This is a genomic window from Paraburkholderia sp. BL17N1 (genome assembly GCF_003634175.1).
Classification (GTDB): Bacteria; Pseudomonadota; Gammaproteobacteria; order Burkholderiales; family Burkholderiaceae; genus Paraburkholderia.
Window position 1 is genome coordinate 16279 of record NZ_RBIW01000001.1, and the last position, 25355, is coordinate 41633.

Below are 25355 nucleotides of genomic sequence, written 5' to 3' on the forward strand. Positions count from 1 at the left end.
TAATCAGCCGAACAAACCCTGCAGATACCACTCGCCGCTAAGGCGTTCGCGGTATACCCAGAACATGTGGCCCCGGTCGTCGGCCGCGACATAGTAATCGCGCTCCACCCGGTTGCCGTCCCACCACCCCGCTTCGATCCGCTCGGTGCGCGTGAGCATTTTCAATGGCCGACGATAGATCGGCCGCTGGTCGCGCATCATTAGGCGCAGCGGTTTGTCGAGCATCCAGAGCGGTCGAGGCTGCGACGGCAGCGCACTGTCGGGTAGATCAAGCGAAGTTTGGGTACTGGCCGGTTGCGCGCCGGATTGGTGATGTTTTTTTGCGTTGGCGGTTTCGTTGGGCTGTTGGACTGCTTGTGTCGCTTGTGTCGCTTGTGCCACTCGCGCAAGCGCATCTCCGTCTGCGCCCCCTTCCTCCGCCGATGCGGCGTGCTGCAATGCATCGGTCAGCCAGGCGTTATCTGCTTTAATTTTTGTGCGGGCTTTCGCTGGCGAACGCTTCTTGCGCGAAAACGCTTGCGCCTGGTAGGCTTCGACGCGCATTGCCCGCTCGGGACGATGATCGTCCTGCACCGACATCTGCAGCACATTCTCCGGTCCCAATCGCGCGCTCAGGCGTTCGAGCAGACGCGCAATCGAATCACCATCGGATTCGGGCATGGGAAACAAAGTATCCGACTGGCCGGCATATTCGCCGATTTGATCCGCTACCAGCTTCAACTCGATAACCGGTGCCGCCAGCACGGTCTGATTCAATTTTTCCCGCAGCAACCAGATCAGATGCTCGGCATCGCGTGACGGTATGGCCCACGCGACCTTCAGGCTTGATGTCTTCGGTGCATGACGCGACGCCAATTCATGCTCGAGCAGCAACGTATAGCCACTGAGCGCCGCATGATGCGCGCTCAGCCAGCCGGCCAACTGCACGATCAGTCGACGCGCGGCGAACAGCAACGCATCCGCGTTATCGACCCGGGAGGGCAACTCCAGTTGCGCATGAAACGACGCCGGCGCACGAAACGATTCGCGTGGATCCGGGCGCGTGCCGTACGCCTGTGCCAGCAAATCAAGAATGCCGCCGCCGAAACGTCGCACGACACCGGAGCGTGGCAATTGACGCAAATCGGCCAGCGTCGCGCAGCCGACATGCGCAAACGCCTCGCGATGCGTTTGCGTGACCGGCAGCAGCGATACGGATAAGCCATCGAGGACACGCGCGAGTGAGGTCTCCTTGACCACGTGCCAACGATTCTTCTGCCGAGCGGCGCGGGCCTGCGCCAATAGCCACGCGCCCCAGGCAGTCGGCGCACAGGCGATGCGTGCCGTATAGCCGAATTCCGCCACCGTGGCAGACACCCGCGACAACAACGCGCGCAAGCCGCCAAACAACCTCAAACCGGAGCCGACTTCCAGCAACAGGGTGTGCGCGTCGGCAAGCGACACTTTGGGTGTGTACGTCAGCAAAGCAAGCGCTATGGCTTCGAATGCCTGAGTTTCGCGGGCGAGATCGGCAGCAAGCAGTTCAAGCCCCGGCGCCAACGCCAAGGCGTACGAACGCGAATGCCCCGCGTGCACGCCGGCACGCAGTGCGTCGAGATCCGGCATCAGGATGTGCGCGTGGTCGGCTAGCGCGTAACAACGCTCTTCGACGATGTTGTCGGCATCGTGAAGTTGGCTTGTCTCGTCGCTCGATTCACGCCGATTCGGCTTCGCGAGCGAACCATCCGGGAGCGGCGCGAGAGACTTCACCGCTTCCAGCGACAAGAGTGGCAATGTGACTGCGATCCACAGCATGTTTGATCTCTGGCCCTTGATGGCCACCGACTCCGTTTTCCGGCAACAAGACGCTTTGTAAAGGTAAAACGAGACGAAGAGGCTCGGCTAGCGGCGGCCCGCGACGCTTGAAGATGTCGATCGACAAACCAATCTCCTGCAGCCATTGACGACGGTTGATCGTCTGCGCATTGGCCGGCAGCAGCGGCTCGCAGATCATTCGCAATGGCGCCGGGGAAGATTGCGTGGCGGCCTCGACAGGCCGAATCAAAAATGCCAGCGATGCCGATTCTTGAGCCGCCACTTGCAGACGCCTGACTTTGTCGGCACGAGCATTCGGCAGCCAAACCAGGACCGCGCTGATGCTGTCCTGCTTCAAGGCCTGAGCGGCGGCCCACAAGGCCTGGTCTTCACTCGAGCGGACCCATAAGACCCGCTCGACATCGACACCCCAAGCTCTCAATGCGGCGGCGCACGGCTGATAGGGAGGCGCTACGAGCATGACATGCCGCTTGGCGTGTTTCGTCAGATGACACAGTGCATGGGCTAGCAGACGTACTTCACCCACTCCACCATGCTCGATCAACAACTCCGTCAGACCGCCTGCTGACCAGCCTTGTCCCGGCAACACCCGATCCAGCGCGGCATAGCCGCTGGAAATCACACGCGAATCTGCCTCGGCAAGTTCATTGCCCTGCCATACCTGACGCCGTAATTGAGACGTCAGGGCGGTCGTCGCAAGCTGAATCGCTGCTGCCATAGACACGCTCTTGAATTAGGGAATGCTCCGCCCTGCCCGGCATCGAGCAAGCATGAGGTGACGAGTTTTCACTGTATATTTATACAGTATTTTGGGATGAATGTTAAGACGGAGGGATGGTGGCAAGTTGGCGCGGGGAGAGGCGCTGGCAACCGACTGCGATCGTCGGCTAGCCTCCATCCGTCAAGACGGGTTTGCCGACGCCTTACCTCGCAATCGACGAATCCTGCGGCGTGAAGATGTGGATGCCGGACGGGCGTATCTGGAACTGACGGGTTACGCGGATGCGCGGCGGATGGGGCGGGAGTGAAGGCGGGTTCTGCGGTGGGGTTATGCGGCGGGTTTTTCCGCGTATGGCGGCGGGCTAAACGCAGAAACCCCACCTTTGCGGGGTGGGGTTTCTGTTTGCTGCTGGGGAGCCTGACGATTACCTACTTTCACACGGGTAATCCGCACTATCATCGGCGTGGAGTCGTTTCACGGTCCTGTTCGGGATGGGAAGGGGTGGGACCGACTCGCTATGGTCATCAGGCATGACTTGTTGCTGCACTGCTCGTGGAGCAATACAGCCAATCTGGAAGAAGTAGTTTCTGGTGATGCTCACCAGGGGTAAAGCTGTTGGGGTTGTGTTGTTTCTGGCACAACACGATCACTTAACCTGAGTGTCCTTGCCCCCTTCGGGGGTGGGATGCCCGTCAGTGCTGAAGCACTGACGATCATCGCGAAACACACCTGTTATAGGATCAAGCCTTACGGGCAATTAGTATCAGTTAGCTTAACGCATTACTGCGCTTCCACACCTGACCTATCAACGTCCTGGTCTTGAACGACCCTTCAAGGGGCTCGAAGCCCCGGGGATATCTCATCTTAAGGCGAGTTTCCCGCTTAGATGCTTTCAGCGGTTATCTCTTCCGAACATAGCTACCCGGCGATGCCACTGGCGTGACAACCGGTACACCAGAGGTTCGTCCACTCCGGTCCTCTCGTACTAGGAGCAGCCCCCTTCAAATATCCAGCGCCCACGGCAGATAGGGACCAAACTGTCTCACGACGTTTTAAACCCAGCTCACGTACCTCTTTAAATGGCGAACAGCCATACCCTTGGGACCGGCTACAGCCCCAGGATGAGATGAGCCGACATCGAGGTGCCAAACACCGCCGTCGATATGAACTCTTGGGCGGTATCAGCCTGTTATCCCCAGAGTACCTTTTATCCGTTGAGCGATGGCCCTTCCATACAGAACCACCGGATCACTATGACCTGCTTTCGCACCTGCTCGACTTGTCGGTCTCGCAGTTAAGCACGCTTATGCCATTGCACTATCAGCACGATTTCCGACCGTACCTAGCGTACCTTCGTACTCCTCCGTTACACTTTGGGAGGAGACCGCCCCAGTCAAACTGCCTACCATGCACTGTCCCCGATCCGGATTACGGACCAAGGTTAGAACCTCAAACAAACCAGGGTGGTATTTCAAGGGCGGCTCCACGCAGACTGGCGTCCACGCTTCAAAGCCTCCCACCTATCCTACACAGACCGGTTCAAAGTCCAATGCAAAGCTACAGTAAAGGTTCATGGGGTCTTTCCGTCTAGCCGCGGGGAGATTGCATCATCACAAACACTTCAACTTCGCTGAGTCTCGGGAGGAGACAGTGTGGCCATCGTTACGCCATTCGTGCAGGTCGGAACTTACCCGACAAGGAATTTCGCTACCTTAGGACCGTTATAGTTACGGCCGCCGTTTACCGGGACTTCAATCAAGAGCTTGCACCCCATCATTTAATCTTCCGGCACCGGGCAGGCGTCACACCCTATACGTCCACTTTCGTGTTTGCAGAGTGCTGTGTTTTTATTAAACAGTCGCAGCCACCAGTTTATTGCAACCCCTTCACCCTCTGCGCGCAGGCGCATCAGGCTACAGGGGCGTACCTTATCCCGAAGTTACGGTACCAATTTGCCGAGTTCCTTCTCCCGAGTTCTCTCAAGCGCCTTAGAATACTCATCTCGCCCACCTGTGTCGGTTTGCGGTACGGTCACTGTCAAACTGAAGCTTAGAGGCTTTTCTTGGAACCACTTCCGATTGCTTCTTCACCGAAGTGAATGGCCTCGCACCCTTGAATCCTGCGCCCGGATTTGCCTAAGCGCCTTCTCCAATGCAAGGACCGGGACTTCCAACACCCGGACAACCTTCCGCGATCCGTCCCCCCATCGCATTTAACAATGGTGCAGGAATATTAACCTGCTTCCCATCAGCTACGCATTTCTGCCTCGCCTTAGGGGCCGACTCACCCTACGCCGATGAACGTTGCGTAGGAAACCTTGGGCTTACGGCGAGGGGGCTTTTCACCCCCTTTATCGCTACTCATGTCAGCATTCGCACTTCCGATACCTCCAGCACACTTTCCAGTGCACCTTCGCAGGCTTACGGAACGCTCTCCTACCATGCACATAAATGTGCATCCGCAGCTTCGGTATATTGCTTAGCCCCGTTACATCTTCCGCGCAGGACGACTCGATCAGTGAGCTATTACGCTTTCTTTAAAGGATGGCTGCTTCTAAGCCAACCTCCTGACTGTTTTAGCCTTCCCACTTCGTTTCCCACTTAGCAATATTTGGGGACCTTAGCTGGCGGTCTGGGTTGTTTCCCTCTTGACACCGGACGTTAGCACCCGATGTCTGTCTCCCGTGATTGCACTCTTCGGTATTCGGAGTTTGCTATGGCGTAGTAATCCGCAATGGACCCCACAACCATGACAGTGCTCTACCCCCGAAGGTGATACACGAGGCACTACCTAAATAGTTTTCGGAGAGAACCAGCTATTTCCAGGTTTGTTTAGCCTTTCACCCCTATCCACAGCTCATCCCCTAACTTTTCAACGTTAGTGGGTTCGGACCTCCAGTACGTGTTACCGCACCTTCATCCTGGCCATGGATAGATCACCTGGTTTCGGGTCTACACCCAGCGACTGAATCGCCCTGTTCGGACTCGCTTTCGCTACGCCTGCCCTAATCGGTTAAGCTTGCCACTGAATGTAAGTCGCTGACCCATTATACAAAAGGTACGCCGTCACCCTCTTTCAAAGGCTCCGACTGTTTGTATGCATGCGGTTTCAGGATCTGTTTCACTCCCCTCCCGGGGTTCTTTTCGCCTTTCCCTCACGGTACTGGTTCACTATCGGTCGATCACGAGTATTTAGCCTTGGAGGATGGTCCCCCCATCTTCAGACAGGATTTCACGTGTCCCGCCCTACTTGTCGTACACCTAGTTCTTCCTCGCTGTTTTCGTCTACAGGGCTATCACCTGCTATGGCGGCACTTTCCAGAGCCTTCGACTAACAATGAAGATAAAGAGTACAGGCTGGTCCCATTTCGCTCGCCACTACTCTGGGAATCTCGGTTGATTTCTTTTCCTGCGGTTACTTAGATGTTTCAGTTCACCGCGTTCGCTTCACGTAGCCTATGTATTCAGCTACGGATGACCCATACGGGCCGGGTTTCCCCATTCGGATATCGGTGGATCAAAGCTCGTTTGCCAGCTCCCCACCGCTTTTCGCAGGCTACCGCGTCCTTCATCGCCTGTGATCGCCAAGGCATCCACCACATGCACTTGTTCGCTTGACCCTATAACGGGTGTGTCTCGCACGCCCTTCGCTGGGAAGACCGTGTCTGCCACACTCGCTACAGGTTGAGTATTCGTGTTGCGCCGTATTCCAAAAGCGATCTTCCGATCTCTCTTTTCATACATTGATACAATCACAACCCTGATTCACCTACTCGCACACCCATCTCTAAGTATGCTTTCGTGAATCTCTTTACTACTTCTTCCTGATTGTTAAAGAACGACAGCCGATATAAAGCTCTGCTTCATATCACTCTGACTGGCTCAATCGCCAATGCACAACGCTCTGCTTCCTGCACAGAACGCTACGCATTGAGGATTGGTGGAGGATGACGGGATCGAACCGACGACCCCCTGCTTGCAAAGCAGGTGCTCTCCCAGCTGAGCTAATCCCCCAGTCATACAGCTACCCCAGAGGTTTCAGACGATCAGCACACCAGACAAGACTTTGGTGGGTCTGGATGGATTCGAACCATCGACCCCCGCCTTATCAAGACGGTGCTCTAACCGACTGAGCTACAGACCCCTGAGTCTGTCCTGATTTCACAGCCGATAAGCGTGAGCGCTCAACGCATTGCTTTTACACAACTGACGCGTTTAGCTCGAGAAAGGAGGTGATCCAGCCGCACCTTCCGATACGGCTACCTTGTTACGACTTCACCCCAGTCATGAATCCTACCGTGGTGACCGTCCTCCTTGCGGTTAGACTAGCCACTTCTGGTAAAACCCACTCCCATGGTGTGACGGGCGGTGTGTACAAGACCCGGGAACGTATTCACCGCGGCATGCTGATCCGCGATTACTAGCGATTCCAGCTTCACGCACTCGAGTTGCAGAGTGCGATCCGGACTACGATCGGTTTTCTGGGATTGGCTCCCCCTCGCGGGTTGGCGACCCTCTGTTCCGACCATTGTATGACGTGTGAAGCCCTACCCATAAGGGCCATGAGGACTTGACGTCATCCCCACCTTCCTCCGGTTTGTCACCGGCAGTCTCCCTAGAGTGCTCTTGCGTAGCAACTAGGGACAAGGGTTGCGCTCGTTGCGGGACTTAACCCAACATCTCACGACACGAGCTGACGACAGCCATGCAGCACCTGTGTTATGGCTCCCTTTCGGGCACTCCCACCTCTCAGCAGGATTCCATACATGTCAAGGGTAGGTAAGGTTTTTCGCGTTGCATCGAATTAATCCACATCATCCACCGCTTGTGCGGGTCCCCGTCAATTCCTTTGAGTTTTAATCTTGCGACCGTACTCCCCAGGCGGTCAACTTCACGCGTTAGCTACGTTACCAAGTCAATGAAGACCCGACAACTAGTTGACATCGTTTAGGGCGTGGACTACCAGGGTATCTAATCCTGTTTGCTCCCCACGCTTTCGTGCATGAGCGTCAGTATTGGCCCAGGGGGCTGCCTTCGCCATCGGTATTCCTCCACATCTCTACGCATTTCACTGCTACACGTGGAATTCTACCCCCCTCTGCCATACTCTAGCCCGCCAGTCACAAATGCAGTTCCCAGGTTAAGCCCGGGGATTTCACATCTGTCTTAGCGGACCGCCTGCGCACGCTTTACGCCCAGTAATTCCGATTAACGCTTGCACCCTACGTATTACCGCGGCTGCTGGCACGTAGTTAGCCGGTGCTTATTCTTCCGGTACCGTCATCCCCCCACCGTATTAGGGCGGAGGTTTTCTTTCCGGACAAAAGTGCTTTACAACCCGAAGGCCTTCTTCACACACGCGGCATTGCTGGATCAGGCTTGCGCCCATTGTCCAAAATTCCCCACTGCTGCCTCCCGTAGGAGTCTGGGCCGTGTCTCAGTCCCAGTGTGGCTGGTCGTCCTCTCAGACCAGCTACAGATCGTCGCCTTGGTAGGCCTTTACCCCACCAACTAGCTAATCTGCCATCGGCCGCCCCTGTAGCGCGAGGTCCTAAGATCCCCCGCTTTCATCCACAGATCGTATGCGGTATTAATCCGGCTTTCGCCGGGCTATCCCCCACTACAGGACACGTTCCGATGTATTACTCACCCGTTCGCCACTCGCCACCAGGATTGCTCCCGTGCTGCCGTTCGACTTGCATGTGTAAGGCATGCCGCCAGCGTTCAATCTGAGCCAGGATCAAACTCTTCAGTTCAAACCTGTTACTGTTTTTCGGTTCAGTTAAGAACCGGTCGCTCACTCAACGTACTGACGAATGATCTCTCCATCTTTCAATGGAAAAACCTTCCTTTCATTACTGTGTGAGACTTGATACTTTCGCTTCTTCCGGCAGATCCCGAAGGACCCGCCGGCGCGTCGCGCATCAAGCGCCCACACTTATCGGCTGTTAATTTTTAAAGATCGATTACGCATTCACTACCGAACCCGCACCGCCAGTCGTCAACATCACAACCACCCGGCACCACTTCGTTCTGCGTCGCTGCATCAGCAGCAGAGAAACGAGATTATGAAGAATTTCCGCTACGCCGTCAACAGGTTTTTCTAACTTTCTGAACCTGCCCGCTTCGCCGAAAGCCTTGCCACTGCTGGCTCTCCCGCCTCCCGCGCTCCGTTGTCCGAAGCACGAAAGAGCGAGATTCTAGCGAGCCGGACTCCGCCTTGCAAGCGTTATCTGGAATTTATTCAGGGCGCCTTTTTTACGGCGCCTGACTCATCGACAACGAGCGCCTTTACGTCGGGCGTCGAGGCGCGCGCAGCGGGCGCGCCGATCGTCCAGTCGTGAAGCACGGTATACGCGACCGCCAGCAAAGTCGGTCCGATGAAAACCCCAAGGAATCCAAAAGCAAATGCACCGCCCAAGATACCTAGCATCACCAGAATCAGAGGCATGTCGCTATTCTTGCCGATCAGGATCGGCTTGATGACATTGTCGGACATGCCGACGGCCAGCACGCCCCACACCACCAAAAAGATCGCCCACCCAGTCGCGCCGCCGTGGTACAGCCAGATTGCCGCGGGCAACCAGACGACAACCGGGCCGCCCGGTATCACCGACAGGAAGAATGTGGCCAACCCGAGCAACGCCGGCGCCGGCACACCGGCGATCCAGCATCCAAAACCAGCCAGAATACCTTGCACGAGCGCCGTACCGAGAATTCCGTAGACAACGCCTTTCACCGTGCTGCCGGCGAGTGCCAACAGATAATCGGCGCGCTCGCCGGCAATACGCCGCATGCCCGCAGTCAGCCAGGCGGCCGCGCCCTCCCCCCCTGTGTAGAAAAAGAAAGCCAGCACGATGCTCAACGCCAGCAGCCCGAGACCGTGCGTAATAGCAATCGCGGCCGCCAGAATCCACTTGCCGGCGGGCGCCGCGAGCGTACGCAATTGCGCGATCAGTTCCGAATTGCTACTTGTGAGCCGCTCCCAGAATGCCTCGATGTTAGAACCCACCAGCGGAATCCGGGCAACCCACGGTGGCAAATCAGGCAAGCCGGCCTCGAAGAGCCGCTGCACCAGCGCGACGATCTCGTGCACGTGCGCCCCAAAGGCAAAGCCCGCGTACACAAACGGGCCAAGCACCACAACCAGAATGATCAACACGATCAACGTGGCGGCCCCTTTGCGACGGCCGCCCAGAGCAGCGGTCAGCCGCCGGTACAAGCCCCACGAGCTATAGCTGAGAATCGCGCCCCACAGCAGCGCGGTCGTAAAGGGCGCCAGCACCAGCAGCGAGCCGCCTACCAGAATAATCAGCGCGAAAACCGCGGCAAGACGTTCGATCAGTTGGTCCGATTTCACGATGAATCTCCTGTTGCGCCAAGCTCCAGTGACGAGCGGACGTAGGTTTATCGAGCGCCCTGAAAGGGTCAGTATAGGAGCGAGTCATGCGCCCGGGGCGTCTTATATCATCAGGTCAGTTCGTCATGCAAAGGCCCCTCTAGGTCCGCTCGGCAGCTCTGATTTTTAGTGTAGAAACGTCTTAATTCATCCGGCATTGCCGGCCAAACAATATGGCGGCATAGAAAAGACTAGAATATAAGGTTCTGTGCACCCCAATTTCCGGATTTATGCGCTCGCGAATCGCCAAACGTCTCCCCCCCGATGCCGACAAGCTTGTCGGTCTCTCGCTCGCGCTTTTCGCGTCGGGCAGCCGCACCGAGGACCGCTTCTGGGAAGCGAAACTCGATGCGCTGCTGGCCAAAATCGTTCGCAACGCCAACCAGACTACGCTGGATGCCGCGCTCGACCATCTGCAGCAAAATCATCCCGATGCCTACGGGGCGCTCGCCGATATGGCGGAAACCCATAGCGAGTCGTTCATCGTCGAACATGAAGGCGTGCCTTACGAGGCGCTGCTGATCGCCGCGCCGGTGCTCGCATGGACGCGCTACATGATCCCGTCCGGCCCGCTCAAGGCCGACGCCGCCGACGCCCTGCGCGCACATCTGCAAGCGCACGTGCTCGCGACCAACACGCGGGTCGCCCTTGCGCCGTTCCTGTACAGCATCGATCAATTGCCGCGTCATCATGTCGAAACCTGGCGCATCGCCCAGCAACTCGCGCAGGCAGCCATGGCTGGCGGCAACGTCAAACTGAATTTCGGCGAGTTGCCGGAAACCTCGCCGATACTGGCCGACCCGCGCTTCCTGCTGGCCGTGGTCGCGGCGCCGGTCGGCGAACCGACATTCCGCTGGCAGGAAGAAGAGCACGGCAACCGGATCGAACGCGGGCAGTGCCTTGAACAATGGGCTACGCAAGGCGGCGCCAATCTGTCGCTGGTGTTGCCGGGCTGCGAATTCGAATGCCTGCTGCCGGACGCCTATTACTCGGCCTGCCGCGACGCCGACGAACGCGTGCGTCCTCACACGGTGCGCACTGCCGTGCGCTATCTGTTCGACACGATCGGCGCGGCGCCGCAGGAGTTGCGCGCCGTTGTCGCAGGCTTCGGCGAGCGCCGCATCGACGAATACCGCGTCGGCTTCACGCGCCGCGGCAGCAATGACGTGATCTACGGCGTCGTGTGGCCGCTGTACGGCCGTGAGAACGGCGAACCCGGCATCGACGAAGAACCGCAGGAAACCGCCGCTTCGGACGACCCGCTCGAAGAGATCGTCGCGTTGCTCAAGGAAACCGGGGTGACCGAAGTGCGCCGCCACGCCGGCCGCTTCGAGCCGGAATATTGCGACGATTGCGGCGTACCGCTGTATGCCGATCCGCTCGGCGAAATCGTCCACGCCGAAATGCCGGAGGACGCGGAACCCGCGCAGCCGCACTTCCATTGACCCTCTTCGCCGGCGCATTTTTGCGTGTCGGAGTCGACATTAAAAAGCCCCGCCGCGCGCGGGGCTTTTTTGTGCTCGCCCGGTTTTACGTCATTCCTCTTATGCCTTTTGGACAGGCCGTCAAACAGAAGGGAATTTGTCATCATAGGCATGGCGACGCATCGCGAACGCATCCGGCTCTCACGCGCCGTGCGCACGCATCGCGCCACTTCGCCCGACTCATCTGGAGACATGCATGCGATTCTCGATACTCAACTCAGACGCGGAACGACGTGACGGGCTCAAAGCACTGCTGCGGCAAATCGACCGCCTGGCGCGTTTCAACGAAGCACAAGACTGGCGTCAGGTCGAACGCACGCTCAAGCGTCAGCGGCCCGACCTCCTGCTGGTCGATTGGCAGGACTGGATGTCGATCGCCGACATTCGCCATCTGCTCAGCCATTACCCCGATCTGCGCATTGCCGTGCTGTCCGACCAGATCTCGCCGACCGCCGTGCGAGATCTCATGGACGAAGGCGTGCTCGGCGTCGTGCCGCGCGACACCGATCCCTGCTTGATCGTGCGCGCGTTCGAAATGGTGCTGCTGGGCGGTCACTACGTGCCACCTGGCGCGCTGGCGCTCGATCCTCCGCTGCCACCGGACATCACCATCCGGCCGTTCGACGAAAAGAGCCCACCGCCGCGTCGCGCCAGACTGGCCAACGTACTGTCGCCCCGTCAGCAGCAGATCATGCGCTGCGTCCATATGGGGAGCACCAATAAGATGATCGCGCGCACGCTCGGCATCAGCGAAGGCACAGTCAAGATCCATCTGACCAGCATATTCCAGCAGCTCGGTGCGCCCAATCGCGCGGCCGCGGTCGCGCTCTATAACGGCTGGCTGTCGAATCATTTGCAGGTGCTGCGCAATGGCGGCGACGGCCCGGTGCGCCCGATCATGGGCCAGCCCGGCGTGGTGCCGCTACGGCGTCGCGCGCGGCGGCGCTTCCAGTATCCGTTGCCGGCTAACGACACCGCTGCATTGTTGCCCATGGCGGCAGAACCAGGTGCACCGTATGGAGACGCGCCGTGCGTCGGGCCCGCACTGGACCCGCTCGCACCAGGCCCTGGATGAACGCGGCCGGCGCGCGCAATGGAATCCGGGCGAGCACTTTCCGACAGCGTTTGCGCCTGCTGGCATGGAATCCGCTCACACCTTTTCTCGTCCAACGAGTAATATGAGACTCATGGGTTTCCTCTACACACCGCTTCCGTTCTGGGTCGCTGTCGGTGGCTGGATCGCCACTGCGATAGTGGTCGCGCTCGCGCTGTGGAAAAATCCTTTCAAACGACTTCAGGACGGCACACTGCAGCATGTCTGGCTTGCGATCATCGTCGCAGTGTCGGTGCTGTGGGCAAGTAATGCGTGGCTCGACGACGGCACGGTCATGCATCTGCTCGGCGCCACGCTAGTCGTCACGTTGTTCGACTGGGCGTTGGCGCTGATCGCCATGGCGGTGGTCACGGGTCTTGCCGCCGTCGTCTTCGATGCGCCATGGCAGGGCATCGCACTCACGTTCCTCGTGTACGGTGCACTGCCGGTCGGCATTTCCACTTTGCTCCAGCGCATCAGCATCGCGTGGCTGCCACGCAATCTCTTCATGTTCATTCTCGGCCAGGGCTTTGTTTCGCCTGCCATCGCCGTGTCGCTCACGGCGGCCGCCGCCCTCGGCATTCATATCGCACTCGCCGACGGTTCGATGGCCGTGGTGCCCGCCGGCTACGCATTCAGCGTGTTCCTGCTTGCCATCGGGGAATCGTGGTTCACTGGCATGTCCACGGCGTTGATCTCGGTCTACCGTCCGGCGTGGGTCACCACCTATGATGTGCGGAGATACCGACTGGGCGGACCACGCACCTGACACTCGCGCGGGCACCGAACGCATATTGACGGCGAACAGCGACTCGGCTTCGTCGAGCCGCCCGGGTCCACACACTCCCAACAGGAAAATATTTGTGTCAGGATTGAACTCCACCCTCTTGCCGGGCATCTTACGTGCCTCATGTCTCATTAGCGTCTAACTAACTAGATGGATCGCACCAACGTACCGCGCCGATTGCTGCGGCTGGTCGGCCGGTTGGCAACATGTGCGGCGAGTCTCTCGCTCATATGCTCTGCTCCCGCATTCGCCGATCAACTCGAACAGCACAACGATCTCGTCAACAAATTTGTCAATGACCTCCACGCGGACCCGCTCGTTGCGGACTGCGCGGCCCATGGCAACTTTGTCGCCAGCACGTCGACCGCCTTCGACCACGTCGAATTTCCTCCTAGTTCGTTCGACAGCGCGCATGCGTCGGTCACGCCGTGGAACGATTCGTTCGACGAGGGCAAGCAGCGCGTCAAGGTAGACAATATCGTCACCGTCGAAGGGCTCGGCATCCGCCAGAGCGGCAGCGGCGATCCCGCGGATCTCAAGTTCCGCTGCGGCTACGTCGGCGCGCAGATGCTCGCGTTCAGCTGGAACGATCCGGTGCAGCCGGCCCGCGCGCGCAGTTCGGAACCGTCAGGGTCGCGTGCATCGTCGGGCAAGCACAAGAGCGCCAAAGGCAAGCACTCGGCGAGCGGCAAGACAACGAAGAAAGCCACCACCAAGTCGTCCAAGCCAAGCTCGGGCAAATCGTCGAAAGCGAGCTCGAACAAAGCAGCTTCGAAGAAGGCCGTGGCGAAGAAGAAAACTCATTAACGGGTCACGCTGGCGGCATCCGCCTGCCAGTGCGGCAGATCAACCACGCGCCCCAATGAAAACGAGGCCCACACTGTGAAGTGTGTGCCTCGTTTTATGTACAGCGACGTTCAGGCAAATGTTTCCACGTGCCGCAAGATCGCCTGCAGCATTGCAGCGCCGAGCGCGGCGCTGCGCTCGCCGTTCCAGCCCACTCGTTCGTCGGGCAGATTGGCGTTGTCCTTGAACGGCATCTCCAAAGTCAGCGACAGGCAGCCGAATTCGTTGCCGATATACTTCGACGCCAGCTTCAGTGCGTCCTCGCGATACTTACTCGCGGCGTAGCCATACTTGTCCTGAAAATCAGGACTCGCCTGCTTGAACGCTTCGATGAACGCCTTCTGCTCCTGCCCTTGCCGTTCGGTGAAGCCCGGCAGCATTTCGGAGCCGGCAACGAAAACGTAAGGCAGCGCCTCGTCGCCATGGATATCGAAGAACAGATCACAACCAGTGGCGTGAATCGCGTCGCGCACCACCAGCACCTCGGGGCTGCGCGCGGTATCCGGCGCCATCCACTCGCGATTCAGATTCGCGCCCGCCGCATTCGTGCGCAGATTGCCGTGCACGCTGCCGTCCGGATTCATGTTCGGCACAATGTAAAAGACCGCGTGATCATAGAGCTTGCGCGCGACCGGGTCGCCCGCCCAATCGCCCCAACCCGCCAGCCGCTTCACGAGACCCTCGATAAACCATTCGGCCATCGTTTCGCCCGGATGCTGGCGCGCGATCAGCCAGATCTTCTTCTTGGGCGTGTCGCCGGTTTGCGGCGTACCGAGCGTAAGCAGCGACATGGGCCGCCCTTCGACGGTCGTGCCCAACTCGGTGAGCGTGGCCTGCGGCATCTGCTGCACCGCGCCGAGAAACTCCGCGTGGCGCTCTTCGCTGTACGGCTCGAAGTACGCGTAGTAAATACGGTCGAAATCCGGCGTGTGATCGATCGTCAGCACGCGGCCGTCGTACGAGCTAGGCACGCGAAACCAGTTCACGCGGTCATAGCTCGCCACCGCCTGATAGTCGCGCCAGCCTTCGGCAAAGGCACACGCTGCCGCATTCTCGAAAGTCATCACGCAGCGTTGGCCCGCCGCGCCCGACAAGCGGAAATAAAACCATTGCGCGAACTCGGCATGGCTGTCCGGCCGCACGCGCAAGCGGATGTTGCCTGCTTCTTCGCAGGAGAGCACTTCGATCGCACCCGCGTCGAAGTTGCTTGTAATCGATAACGTCATGATGTTCTTCCCTGCTTGTCCGCGCGGCGACGCTTATTCAGCAACGCGACGGCGGAATACGTAAGTGGAATCGTTCGAGGCTTCGGCGTCGAACGCGTAGCCGTCGGCGTCGAAGTCCTTCAGTTGCTCAGGCCGGTCGAGGCGATTCTCCACGGCATAGCGCGCCATCAGGCCGCGCGCGCGCTTTGCATGGAAGCTGATGATCTTGTAGCGGCCGCCCTTCCAGTCTTCGAAAACGGGCGTGATGATCGGCGCTTCAAGCAGCTTCGGCTTGACCGACTTGAAGTATTCGCCCGATGCGCAGTTCACCAGCACTCGCGACGCCACGGCATTCTTCTTCAGTTGCGCATTCAACGCCTGCGTAATCCGCTCGCCCCAGAACGCGTACAGATCCTTGCCGCGCGGGTTGGCGAAACGCGTACCCATCTCGAGCCGGTACGGCTGCAGCAGATCAAGCGGCCGCAGCAAACCGTACAGGCCGGACAGCACGCGCACGTGATTCTGCGCATAGTCCAGATCCGCCGACGAGAGCGTCTTCGCATTGAAGCCCTCGTACACGTCGCCGTTGAACGCCAGTACCGCCTGCTTGGCGTTGTGCGTGCCGAACTTGGGCGACCACTCCGCGTAACGCTGGAAATTGAGGTGCGCGAGTTGATCCGAAATGTCCATCAGGGAGGCGATCTGCTGCGGCGACAAACGACGCAATCCGCCAATCAATTCGGCCGCGTCGTCGACAAAATCGGGGATCGTGTGCTTTTTGACGTGAGGCGGGGTTTCGTAGTCGAGCGATTTCGCCGGCGACAGAACGATTATCATAGAGGCTTGCAGGCACGCCGTGCCTGGCGGTCAAAGACGAAAGCCAGATTGTAACGAATGCCCGGTTCCCATGCCTCACCCGACGCTTTGCGCGTCGTCCTCGATTCCAACGTGTGGATCGACATTCTCGTGTTCGACGACCCGCACACGCGGCCGATCGCGGCCGCGCTCGAAAGCGGCGCGCTGATCGCGCTGATCGACGCACGCTGCCTCGCCGAACTTACCTACGTGCTCGACTATCCGCAATTCGTGCATCGGAATGTGGACAAGGCCGTGGCGCTGGCGGTCGTTTCACGGCTCGCGCAGTTGGTCGAACCCGAAGCGCAAGCGGAAGATGCAAGGCCCTTGCCCAAATGCAAAGACCGCGACGACCAGAAGTTTCTAGAGCTTGCGCACGCCGCGCAGGCCGACTGGCTGGTTTCGAAGGATCGCGCCGTGTTGAAGCTGGCCAAGCGGATTGCACGCGACTTCGGGTTTCAGATCGCCCAACCGGCGCCGTTCGTCGCCGCCATCGGCATGTCGCTGAACGCGGCCGGCGAGCCTTTAACCGCATGACCCGCCAGCCGCATGGCCCTGGCCAGACGGCTAACGTGAGTTCCATGGTGCGCACAGCGCGCCGCGATTCCCTACAATCAGGCTTCGCCCGTTTCAACCGACGCCTTTGTCTAACCCATTTGCCCACGCTCCGGACAGCGCCATGAATGCACCGCACGACACGCCTTCGAGTCCCACGTTTCCGTCTCGCCTGCCGGACGTCGGCACGACGATTTTCACCGTGATGAGCGCGCTCGCGGCCGAAAAAGGCGCGGTCAATCTGGGCCAGGGCTTTCCCGATTTCAACTGCGATCCGCGCATCGTCGATGCGGTAGCAAATGCCATGCGCGACGGCCACAACCAGTACCCGCCCATGGCCGGCGTCGCGCCGCTGCGTCAGGCGATCTCGGACAAGATCGAAAAGCTGTACGGCCGCCGCTACAACGCCACCACCGAGATCACCGTGACAGCGGGCGCGACGCAAGCGTTGCTGACCGCCATTCTCTGCACGGTCCACCCGGGCGACGAGGTGATCGTGGTCGAGCCGACCTACGACAGCTACCTGCCGTCCATCGAACTGGCTGGCGGCAAGCCGGTGTTCGTCACGCTCGACGCCCCCGACTACGCGATCCCGTTCGACAAGCTCGCCGCCGCGATCACGCCGAAAACACGGCTGCTGCTGATCAACACGCCGCACAATCCGACCGGCACGGTGTGGCGCGCGGAAGACATGCGCAAGCTCGAAGAGATCGTGCGCGGCACCAACGTGCTGATCCTGTCCGACGAAGTGTATGAGCACATGGTCTACGACGGCGCGCCGCACGAGAGCGTGGCGCGCTATCCCGAACTTGCGCAACGCAGTTTCGTGGTGTCGAGCTTCGGCAAGACGTATCACGTAACGGGCTGGAAGGTCGGCTACGTGGCCGCGCCCGCCGCGCTCACCGCCGAGTTCCGCAAGGTGCACCAGTTCAACGTGTTCACGGTCAACACGCCAATGCAGATCGGCCTCGCCGATTACATGAACGACCCCGCGCCATATCTCGGCCTGCCCGCGTTTTATCAGAAGAAGCGCGACTTCTTCCGCGCCGGCCTCGCGAACTCACGCTTCAAACTGTTGCCGTGCACGGGCACGTACTTTCAGTGCGTCGACTATTCGGCGATCAGCGACTTGCCCGAAGCCGAATTCGCGCAATGGCTGACCGGCGAGATCGGCGTCGCGGCCATTCCGGTCTCGGCCTTCTATCACGAGGCCCATGAATCGGGCGTGGTGCGTTTCTGCTTTGCCAAGCAGGAAAGCACGCTGGCCACCGCGCTCGAGCGGCTGGCGCGCCTCTAGCATGTCCCGCGCGATGCTGAGAACGAACCAACGTTCCTCGCCATCGCGCGTAGCGGCCCGGGCGTGCGCGGCACGCCCCGGTTCGCCTGGTTCCGGGCCGCGCCCGTCAAACCGGGCGCGACGCCGCGACATACGCCTTGCGGTCCTCGGTCACACGCTGCGCGGCAGGTCTCACGTTGATCGCTTTCATATAGCTCTTCCAGTCGATCCCAGCGTCGAGCAGAAAATCGCTGCCGTAGATGGTCTGCGTCGCCATGCCCACCAGCGGCAAACTCACATAACCGGCCGTATCCGCGACGCTGAAACGCTCGCCTCTCAGATACGGCCCGAACTTCGCGATCCGTTTGAAGCCGGCAATGTGATGCCTGAGCAGTTTCTCGACACGCCCTTTGGTCGCCTCGGTCACGGTGCCGCCAAAGAATGCTTCCTTGTAGAGATTGCGCACCGTCAGTTCGAGATGCACGTCGACGAACATGATCAGTTCGCGCTCCTTGGCCGCTTCCCATGGGTCGGCGGAGAAAATCGCCTTGTCGGGAAAGCGCGCGGCCAGATACTCGACAATGCATTGCGATTCACTCAGATCACCGTCTTCAGTCTGCAGATAAGGCACTTTGCCGAGCGGCGAATGCTCGAGCATGGCCTCGTCCTGGCTCGGCTTTACGGACACTTCTTCAAAAGGAATGTCGTGTTCGAGCAGCACGAACTTCACTTTGTTGTAGTAGTTAGACAGCGCGAAACCGCACAGCTTGATCATTGGGTGTCTCCTTCCCTTGAGTTGTCTGCGACCGCTCATCGACGTCACAACAGCGGCCTTCGATCAATCATCCAGTAAATTGCACGATCGTGCTATTCTAAAATAACCATGGAGTCGAGTTTCCAATGACCTCTCGCAATTTCAGCATCGAGACTATCGGCATTGTCGGAACCGGAGCAATGGGCCGCGGTATCGCCCAGATCGCCGCACTGGCCGGTCTCAGTGTGCGTCTGTACGACACTAACCCTGCTGCGATCGGCGCCGCGCGCGACTACCTCGCCGAGACTTTCGCCAAATTGACCGCTAAAGGCAAGCTCGATCAGGCCCGCTCGCTTGCGGCGCTCGCGAACGTGAGCGGCGCGCAGAGCATCGGCGAACTGGCCGGCTGCGATCTGGTCGTCGAGGCGATCGTCGAGAAACTCGACGTGAAGCAGGCGCTATTCCGCGAACTCGAGACCGTCGTGAGCGGCCGCTGCGTGTTGGCGTCCAACACGTCTTCGCTGTCCATTACGGCAATTGCCGCCGGCTGCAGTGACCCGTCGCGCGTGGTCGGCTATCACTTCTTCAATCCCGTGCCGTTGATGAAGGTCGTCGAGGTGATCGACGGTCTGCGCAGCGACCCTGCGGCAGGCGACGCGCTGATGGATCTCGCGCGCCGCATGGGTCACACGCCGGTGCGTGCGAAAGATATGCCCGGCTTCATCGTGAATCACGCGGGCCGCGGCATGAATACCGAAGGCTTGCGCGTGGCCGGTGAAGGTGTGGCGAGTTTCGCCGACATCGACCGCATCATGCGCGAGCAGGCGGGCTTTCGCCTCGGCCCATTCGAGTTGCTCGATCTGACGGCGCTGGACGTCTCGCATCCGGTGATGGAGTCGATCTACCATCAGTTCTATGAAGAGCCGCGCTTCACGCCGTCGCCGATTACCGGCACGCGGCTCGCCGGCGGACTGCTCGGCCGGAAGACGGGCGAAGGCTTTTATCGCTACGAAGACGGCAAGCAGCAAGTGGCCGCCGAAGCGCCCATACCGACCGGACTGCCGGCAAGCGTCTGGGTCAGCAAGCGTTATCCGCAAGCCCGCGACGCGGTCGTGCAACTCATCGAGAAAGCCGGTGTGGAGCTCGACGACGGCGCCACGCCCGCAGCGAACTCGCTGATCGTCGTCACACCGTTCGGTCACGATGCGACCACGGCCGCGGTCGATGAAGCGCTGGACGCAACCCGCGTCGTCGCAATCGATGCGCTCTTCCCGCTGGTCGGCGCGCAACGCCGCACGCTGATGACAACGCCCGCCACCGCGCGCAGCGCGCGTGACACGGCGCACGCGCTCTTTGCCGCCGACGGCGTGCCCGTCACCGTGATCCGCGATTCGACCGGCTTCGTCGCGCAACGCGTGGTGGCGACCATTGTCAACATCGGCTGCGACATCGCACAAAAACAGATCGCCACGCCGGAAGACATCGATCTCGCCGTGACGCTCGGCCTCGGTTACCCGCGCGGCCCGCTAGCCCTCGGCGACGCGCTCGGCTCGACAACGATCCTGGCAATCCTGCGCAACATGTTCAGTGTGCTCGGCGATCCGCGCTATCGTCCGTCGCCATGGCTCGCGCGGCGAGCGCAACTTGGCATGTCGTTGACCCAGCGCGACGCGGCCGACATCGAAACGAAGACTCAGGAGACACAACAATGAGCGCCGAACTGCTGACTTCGCGCCCCACCGAAAGCGAATCGACACTAGTCCTCACGCTCTCGAACCCGGGCGCACGCAACGCGCTACACCCGGACATGTACGCCGCCGGCATCGAGGCGCTCGACTCGGTGGAACGCGATCCGTCGATTCGCGCCGTCGTGATCACCGGCGCCGACAACTTCTTCTGCGCGGGCGGCAATCTGAACCGCTTGCTGGAGAACCGCGCGAAAGATCCGTCCGTGCAAGCGGAGAGCATCGATCTGCTCGGCGAATGGATCTCGGCGGTGCGTCTTTCGTCGAAGCCGGTGATCGCCGCAGTCGATGGCGCCGCGGCCGGCGCGGGATTCTCGCTCGCGCTGGCCTGCGACCTGATCGTGGCCGCGGACGAAGCCAAATTCGTCATGTCGTATGCACGCGTCGGCCTGACGCCCGACGGCGGCGGGTCGTGGTTTCTCGCTCAAGCCCTGCCGCGTCAATTGGCCACGGAAGTGTTGATCGAAGGCAAACCGATCGGGGCGACACGCCTGCATGAACTCGGTGTCGTCAACAAGCTGGTCAAGACCGGCACCGTGCGCGACGCCGCGGTCGCCTGGGCCGACGAGCTCGGCAAGATTTCGCCCAACTCGGTCGCGCGCATCAAGGGGTTGATCGGCGCAGCCGGCACGCAGCCGCTCGCCGATCATCTGGTGGCGGAGCGCGACAGTTTTGTCGCCTCGCTGCATCACCGTGACGGGCTTGAAGGGATTTCCGCGTTCCTCGAGAAACGCGCGCCGGTCTATAAGTGAACGAAGGAACGATGCCCGACTATCAACTGCCCAAGCGCCGCCGCATCTTTTTGATGCGTCACGGCGACGTCACGTACTTCGACGACTCCGGCCGCGCGATCGATCCCGAAACCGTGCCGCTGAACGCTAACGGCCGCGAGCAGGCCAGCGCGGCGGGCCGCGTGTTCGCGCAACAGCAGGTCCATTTCGACCGGGTGATCGTCAGCGGTTTGCCGCGCACCATCGAAACCGCGCGGCGCGTGTTGGCCGAGACCGGCCAGCAGATCGAACTCGAAATCGAACCCGCCTGGGAAGAGATTCGCGGCGGCAAGCTCAGCAATATTCCGCTGCAAGACATAGAAGCGGCGTTTCTTGGCGTGTTCGACGGTATCGTGCCGGAAAGCACACAGTTTCTTAACGGCGAGACCATCGGCGCGCTGTTCGATCGCGTCTTGCCGGCGGTCGCGGCGCTGCGCGAAGACAGGTCGTGGGACACCGTGCTGCTCGTTCTGCATGGCGGCGTGAACCGGGCAATCCTGTCGCATGCTCTTACGGCCGGCGGCCGCACGTTTTTCGGCCATCTGGCGCAAACCACCGGCTGCATCAACGCGCTCGACGTGGGCGCCGCGCCGCGTGACTGGGTGCTGCGCACGATCAACTATTCACCGCCGTCGCCGTTGCATCGCGACGTCCGCAACACCACGATGGAAATGCTCTACGCACAATTCATTCAATACAAGCGTAGCTGAACCCCGAACTGGAGGAGACAGATGGTGCAAGCCACACAGACCGGCGAACCAGAACACCAACCGGATTATTCGGATTTCGAAGGCACGCGCCCTGTCAGCGAGCGGCAACGCTTTGACACCGGCGCGCTCGCCGCCTGGCTGACCCAACATGTCGACGGATTTTCCGGCCCCCTCACACTGGAGCAATTCGCCGGAGGTCAGTCCAATCCGACGTTCAAGCTGCTCACGCCGTCACGCTCGTATGTGATGCGCGCCAAACCAGGGCCGGCGGCGAAATTACTACCTTCGGCGCACGCCGTCGAACGTGAATACCGCGTGATGCACGCACTCGCCGACACCGACGTGCCGGTCGCGAAGATGCTCGCCTTGTGCGAGGACGAAAGCGTGATGGGCCGCGCGTTTTATGTCATGGAGTTCGTCGAGGGCCGCGTGCTGTGGGATCAATCGTTGCCCGGCATGACGCCCGCCGAACGCGCCGCCATCTACGACGAAATGAACCGCGTGATCGCGGCGCTGCACAGCGTCGACGTCCCGGCCGTGGGTCTCGCCGACTACGGCAAGCCAGGCAATTACTTCGCACGCCAGATCGGTCGGTGGAGCAAGCAGTACATCGCATCCGAGACCGAACCGATCGATGCGATGCAGCGCCTGATCGAATGGCTGCCGCAGCATATGCCGGCCGAAACGGGCGAGCGCGCATCGGTCGTGCATGGCGACTACCGGCTCGACAATCTGATCTTTCATCCCGAGGAACCACGCGTGCTCGCCGTGCTCGACTGGGAGTTGTCGACGCTCGGCGATCCGCTCGCCGATTTCGCGTATCACTGCATGGCGTGGCACGTCGACCCGGCGCAATTCCGCGGCATCGCGGGCCTCGATTGGGCGGTGCTTGGCATTCCAGACGAGCGCCAATACGTCGAACGCTATTGCCAACGCACCGGCTTCGAGATTCACGGCGACTGGAATTTCTATCTGGCGTACAACATGTTTCGCATCGCCGCGATCCTCCAAGGGATCATGAAACGCGTCGTCGACGGTACGGCAGCCAGCGCTCAGGCGCTCGATGCCGGCCGCCGCGCGAAGCCGATGGCCGAACTCGCCTGGCGCTACGCGCAGAAAGTGCGCTGACTGGCACCGCGTGATGAATCGCGCGTCTGGTTGCGCGTTCTGCTGCGCTCCGAACAAAACGTCGTCCGTTACCCGTCATTCGCGAGGTCTTACATGAATTTCGATTACACCCCGAAGGTTCAGGCGTTGCGCGAAAAGCTGCTCGCATTCTTCGACGAGCACATCTATCCGAACGAGCAGGCATTCTATGCGGAGATTGCAGGCAATCGCCAAAGCGGTAACGCGTGGCTGCCAACCGAACTGATCGAACAACTCAAGCAGAAAGCGCGCGACGCCGGCTTGTGGAATCTGTTCCTGCCCGACTCCGTGCGCGGCGCCGGTTTGACGAATCTCGAATACGCGCCGCTGTGCGAGATCATGGGCCGCGTGCCCTGGGCGCCTGAAGTATTCAACTGCAACGCGCCCGACACCGGCAATATGGAAACGATCGAGCGCTACGGCAGCGACGACAACAAGCGCGCGTGGCTCGAACCGCTGCTACAAGGTCAGATCCGTTCGGCGTTTCTGATGACGGAGCCTGAAGTGGCATCGTCGGATGCGACCAATATCCAGACCAGCATCGTGCGCGACGGCGATTACTACGTGGTCAACGGCCACAAGTGGTGGTCGTCCGGCGCGGGCGATCCGCGCTGCAAGATCTATATCGTCATGGGCAAGACCGATCCGGAAGCGCCGCGTCACCAGCAGCAGTCGATGATACTGATTCCCGCCGACGCCACCGGCATCACCGTGCATCGTCCGCTCACCGTGTTCGGTTACGACGACGCGCCGCACGGGCACATGGAAATCACGCTCGAGAACGTGCGCGTGCCGGTCGGCAACATGCTGCTCGGCGAAGGCCGCGGCTTCGAGATCGCGCAAGGGCGACTCGGGCCGGGACGCATCCATCACTGCATGCGTCTGATCGGTCTTGCCGAACGCGCGCTCGAACTCATGTCGAAACGTTCGCTGCAACGTGTCGCGTTCGGCAAACCGGTCGCCGCGCAAGGCGTCACGCAGGAACGTATCGCCGAAGCGCGCTGCATGATCGAGCAGGCGCGTCTTCTCACGCTGAAAACGGCCTACATGATGGACACCGTCGGCAACAAAGGCGCGCGCGGCGAGATCGCGATGATCAAGGTCGTCGCGCCGAACATGGCGTGTCAGGTGATTGACTGGGCGATTCAGGCTCACGGCGGCGGCGGTGTGAGCGACGACTTTCCGCTCGCGTATGCCTACGCGTCGGCGCGAACGCTGCGTTTCGCTGACGGCCCCGACGAGGTGCACCGCAACGCGATCGCCAAACTCGAACTCGCGCGTTATATGGATGCGGGCGCGGCGGCTCGTGTGGAGACGCCGATCACGCGGGTTTGATGCTGGGCTGAGCCCAGCCCGGAAGTTCAGCCCGGCGCCGCGAAGCCGCGACTGACTTGCAGCGCCGCCAGCAGCATCGCGCGATCTATGCTCTAATTTTCGTCAACAGCGGCGCCCTTCGAGGCGCCGCTTTCACGAAACAAAGGAACTACGATGATCGACGTTTATAGCTGGGCAACCCCGAACGGCCACAAGATTCACATCATGCTCGAAGAGACGGGCCTCGCGTACAACGTTCACGGTGTGAATATCGGCACGGGCGACCAGTTCAACCCCGAGTTTCTCGCCATCAGCCCGAACAACAAGATCCCGGCAATCGTCGATTCCGAGGGCCCCAAGGGCGCCGACGGTCAGCCGTTCGCCTTGTTCGAATCGGGCGCGATCCTGATTTACCTCGCCGAGAAAACCGGCAAGTTTCTGCCGACCGATCCGGCCGCGCGTTATTCCACGCTGCAGTGGCTGATGTTTCAGATGGGCGGTCTCGGTCCGATGCTCGGTCAAACGCACCACTTCCGCAACTACGCGCCGGAGCAGATTGAATACGCGGTCAACCGTTACACCAACGAAACGAAGCGCCTTTATGGCGTAATGGACACGCAACTCGGCAAGACGAAGTATCTCGCGGGCAACGACTATACGATCGCGGATATCGCCTCGTTCCCGTGGACTCGCTCGTGGCAAAACCAGGGCTTGGAACTCGATGCGTTTCCGAATGTGAAGCGCTGGCATGAAGAGATCGCCGCACGTCCGGCGGTTGTGCGCGGTGTGGAAGTGCTGGCGTCCGCGCGTCAACCGCTCATGGACGACAAGGCGAAGGAAATACTGTTCGGTGCGACGCAATACGCGAAACATTGAATGCG

At 60.2% G+C, this 25355-nt stretch carries 18 protein-coding genes, 2 tRNA genes and 3 rRNA genes; 12 read left to right on the forward strand and 11 right to left on the reverse strand.

All coding sequences use genetic code 11. The annotated features are described in order from the left end of the window. Positions 1-3: 3 nt before the first annotated feature. From B0G82_RS00070 to B0G82_RS00105, 8 genes are all read right to left on the reverse strand, one after another. Entirely contained in the window at positions 4-1794 is a 1791-nt protein-coding gene (locus B0G82_RS00070; RefSeq protein ID WP_121306305.1) for a DNA polymerase Y family protein, read from the reverse strand. After that, entirely contained in the window at positions 1694-2533 is an 840-nt protein-coding gene (gene imuA / locus B0G82_RS00075) for a translesion DNA synthesis-associated protein ImuA (protein WP_121306306.1), read from the reverse strand. Before imuA ends, B0G82_RS00070 begins: the two co-directional genes overlap by 101 nt. A 418-nt stretch (positions 2534-2951) precedes the next feature. Beyond that, positions 2952-3065: ribosomal RNA gene (gene rrf / locus B0G82_RS00080) — 5S ribosomal RNA — on the reverse strand. Between the two features lie 207 nt (positions 3066-3272). Beyond that, positions 3273-6155 (reverse strand): 23S ribosomal RNA (locus tag B0G82_RS00085). A 318-nt stretch (positions 6156-6473) separates the two neighbouring features. Continuing rightward, a tRNA-Ala gene (locus B0G82_RS00090) sits at positions 6474-6549 on the reverse strand. 53 nt (positions 6550-6602) lie between these two features. Next, positions 6603-6679 (reverse strand) — tRNA-Ile (locus tag B0G82_RS00095). An 81-nt stretch (positions 6680-6760) separates the two neighbouring features. Further along, positions 6761-8291: ribosomal RNA gene (locus B0G82_RS00100) — 16S ribosomal RNA — on the reverse strand. The 16S, 23S and 5S rRNA genes sit together here with 2 tRNA genes alongside, the layout of an rRNA operon. Positions 8292-8779: 488 nt before the next feature. Then, positions 8780-9895, reverse strand: a complete 1116-nt coding sequence (locus B0G82_RS00105) for an AI-2E family transporter (RefSeq protein ID WP_116142429.1) — start codon at positions 9893-9895, stop codon at positions 8780-8782. 269 nt (positions 9896-10164) lie between these two features. Between B0G82_RS00105 and B0G82_RS00110 the strand changes: the two genes are divergently transcribed. From B0G82_RS00110 to B0G82_RS00125, 4 genes are all read left to right on the forward strand, one after another. Next, positions 10165-11379 carry a DUF2863 family protein gene (locus tag B0G82_RS00110; RefSeq protein ID WP_106280423.1) on the forward strand — a complete coding sequence of 405 codons (1215 nt, stop codon included), beginning with the start codon at positions 10165-10167 and terminating at the stop codon, positions 11377-11379. 235 nt (positions 11380-11614) lie between these two features. After that, positions 11615-12493, forward strand: a complete 879-nt coding sequence (locus tag B0G82_RS00115; protein ID WP_121306307.1) for a response regulator transcription factor — start codon at positions 11615-11617, stop codon at positions 12491-12493. A gap of 112 nt (positions 12494-12605) precedes the next feature. Next, a complete protein-coding gene (locus B0G82_RS00120) occupies positions 12606-13280 on the forward strand; it encodes an energy-coupling factor ABC transporter permease (RefSeq protein WP_116142431.1) in 675 nt (224 codons plus the stop codon). 168 nt (positions 13281-13448) lie between these two features. Next, positions 13449-14105 carry a hypothetical protein gene (locus B0G82_RS00125; protein WP_121306308.1) on the forward strand — a complete coding sequence of 219 codons (657 nt, stop codon included), beginning with the start codon at positions 13449-13451 and terminating at the stop codon, positions 14103-14105. Between the two features lie 110 nt (positions 14106-14215). Here the strand turns inward: B0G82_RS00125 and B0G82_RS00130 are convergent, their stop codons facing one another. Beyond that, positions 14216-15370, reverse strand: coding sequence for a M14-type cytosolic carboxypeptidase (locus tag B0G82_RS00130; protein ID WP_121306309.1), 1155 nt, complete (start codon positions 15368-15370; stop codon positions 14216-14218). A 33-nt stretch (positions 15371-15403) separates the two neighbouring features. After that, positions 15404-16186, reverse strand: a complete 783-nt coding sequence (gene yaaA, locus B0G82_RS00135) for a peroxide stress protein YaaA (protein WP_116142434.1) — start codon at positions 16184-16186, stop codon at positions 15404-15406. Positions 16187-16243: 57 nt separating this feature from the next. Between yaaA and B0G82_RS00140 the strand changes: the two genes are divergently transcribed. Next, positions 16244-16741, forward strand: a complete 498-nt coding sequence (locus tag B0G82_RS00140; protein ID WP_116142435.1) for a putative toxin-antitoxin system toxin component, PIN family — start codon at positions 16244-16246, stop codon at positions 16739-16741. Positions 16742-16883: 142 nt separating this feature from the next. Continuing rightward, positions 16884-18056: a pyridoxal phosphate-dependent aminotransferase gene (locus tag B0G82_RS00145; RefSeq protein WP_106280409.1), complete on the forward strand. Its 1173-nt coding sequence runs from the start codon at positions 16884-16886 to the stop codon at positions 18054-18056. A 106-nt stretch (positions 18057-18162) separates the two neighbouring features. On the opposite strand, the gene B0G82_RS00150 is transcribed toward B0G82_RS00145, so the two are convergent. Then, a complete protein-coding gene (locus tag B0G82_RS00150) occupies positions 18163-18810 on the reverse strand; it encodes a glutathione S-transferase (protein ID WP_116142436.1) in 648 nt (215 codons plus the stop codon). Between the two features lie 125 nt (positions 18811-18935). Between B0G82_RS00150 and B0G82_RS00155 the strand changes: the two genes are divergently transcribed. The 6 genes from B0G82_RS00155 (at position 18936) to B0G82_RS00180 (ending at position 25350) form a co-directional block, all read left to right on the forward strand. Beyond that, positions 18936-20501, forward strand: coding sequence for a 3-hydroxyacyl-CoA dehydrogenase (locus tag B0G82_RS00155; RefSeq protein WP_121306310.1), 1566 nt, complete (start codon positions 18936-18938; stop codon positions 20499-20501). Further along, positions 20498-21286: an enoyl-CoA hydratase gene (locus B0G82_RS00160; RefSeq protein ID WP_121306311.1), complete on the forward strand. Its 789-nt coding sequence runs from the start codon at positions 20498-20500 to the stop codon at positions 21284-21286. The genes B0G82_RS00155 and B0G82_RS00160 overlap by 4 nt, the downstream gene beginning before the upstream one ends. Before the next feature lie 11 nt (positions 21287-21297). Then, the gene (locus B0G82_RS00165; RefSeq protein ID WP_121308571.1) at positions 21298-22014 is read left to right on the forward strand and encodes a histidine phosphatase family protein; all 717 of its coding nucleotides are present in this window, start codon (positions 21298-21300) and stop codon (positions 22012-22014) included. Between the two features lie 21 nt (positions 22015-22035). Continuing rightward, a complete protein-coding gene (locus B0G82_RS00170) occupies positions 22036-23142 on the forward strand; it encodes a phosphotransferase (RefSeq protein ID WP_121306312.1) in 1107 nt (368 codons plus the stop codon). A 93-nt stretch (positions 23143-23235) separates the two neighbouring features. Next, positions 23236-24495 carry an acyl-CoA dehydrogenase family protein gene (locus B0G82_RS00175; protein ID WP_106280398.1) on the forward strand — a complete coding sequence of 420 codons (1260 nt, stop codon included), beginning with the start codon at positions 23236-23238 and terminating at the stop codon, positions 24493-24495. Between the two features lie 153 nt (positions 24496-24648). Further along, entirely contained in the window at positions 24649-25350 is a 702-nt protein-coding gene (locus B0G82_RS00180; RefSeq protein ID WP_121306313.1) for a glutathione binding-like protein, read from the forward strand. Positions 25351-25355: the final 5 nt, after the last annotated feature.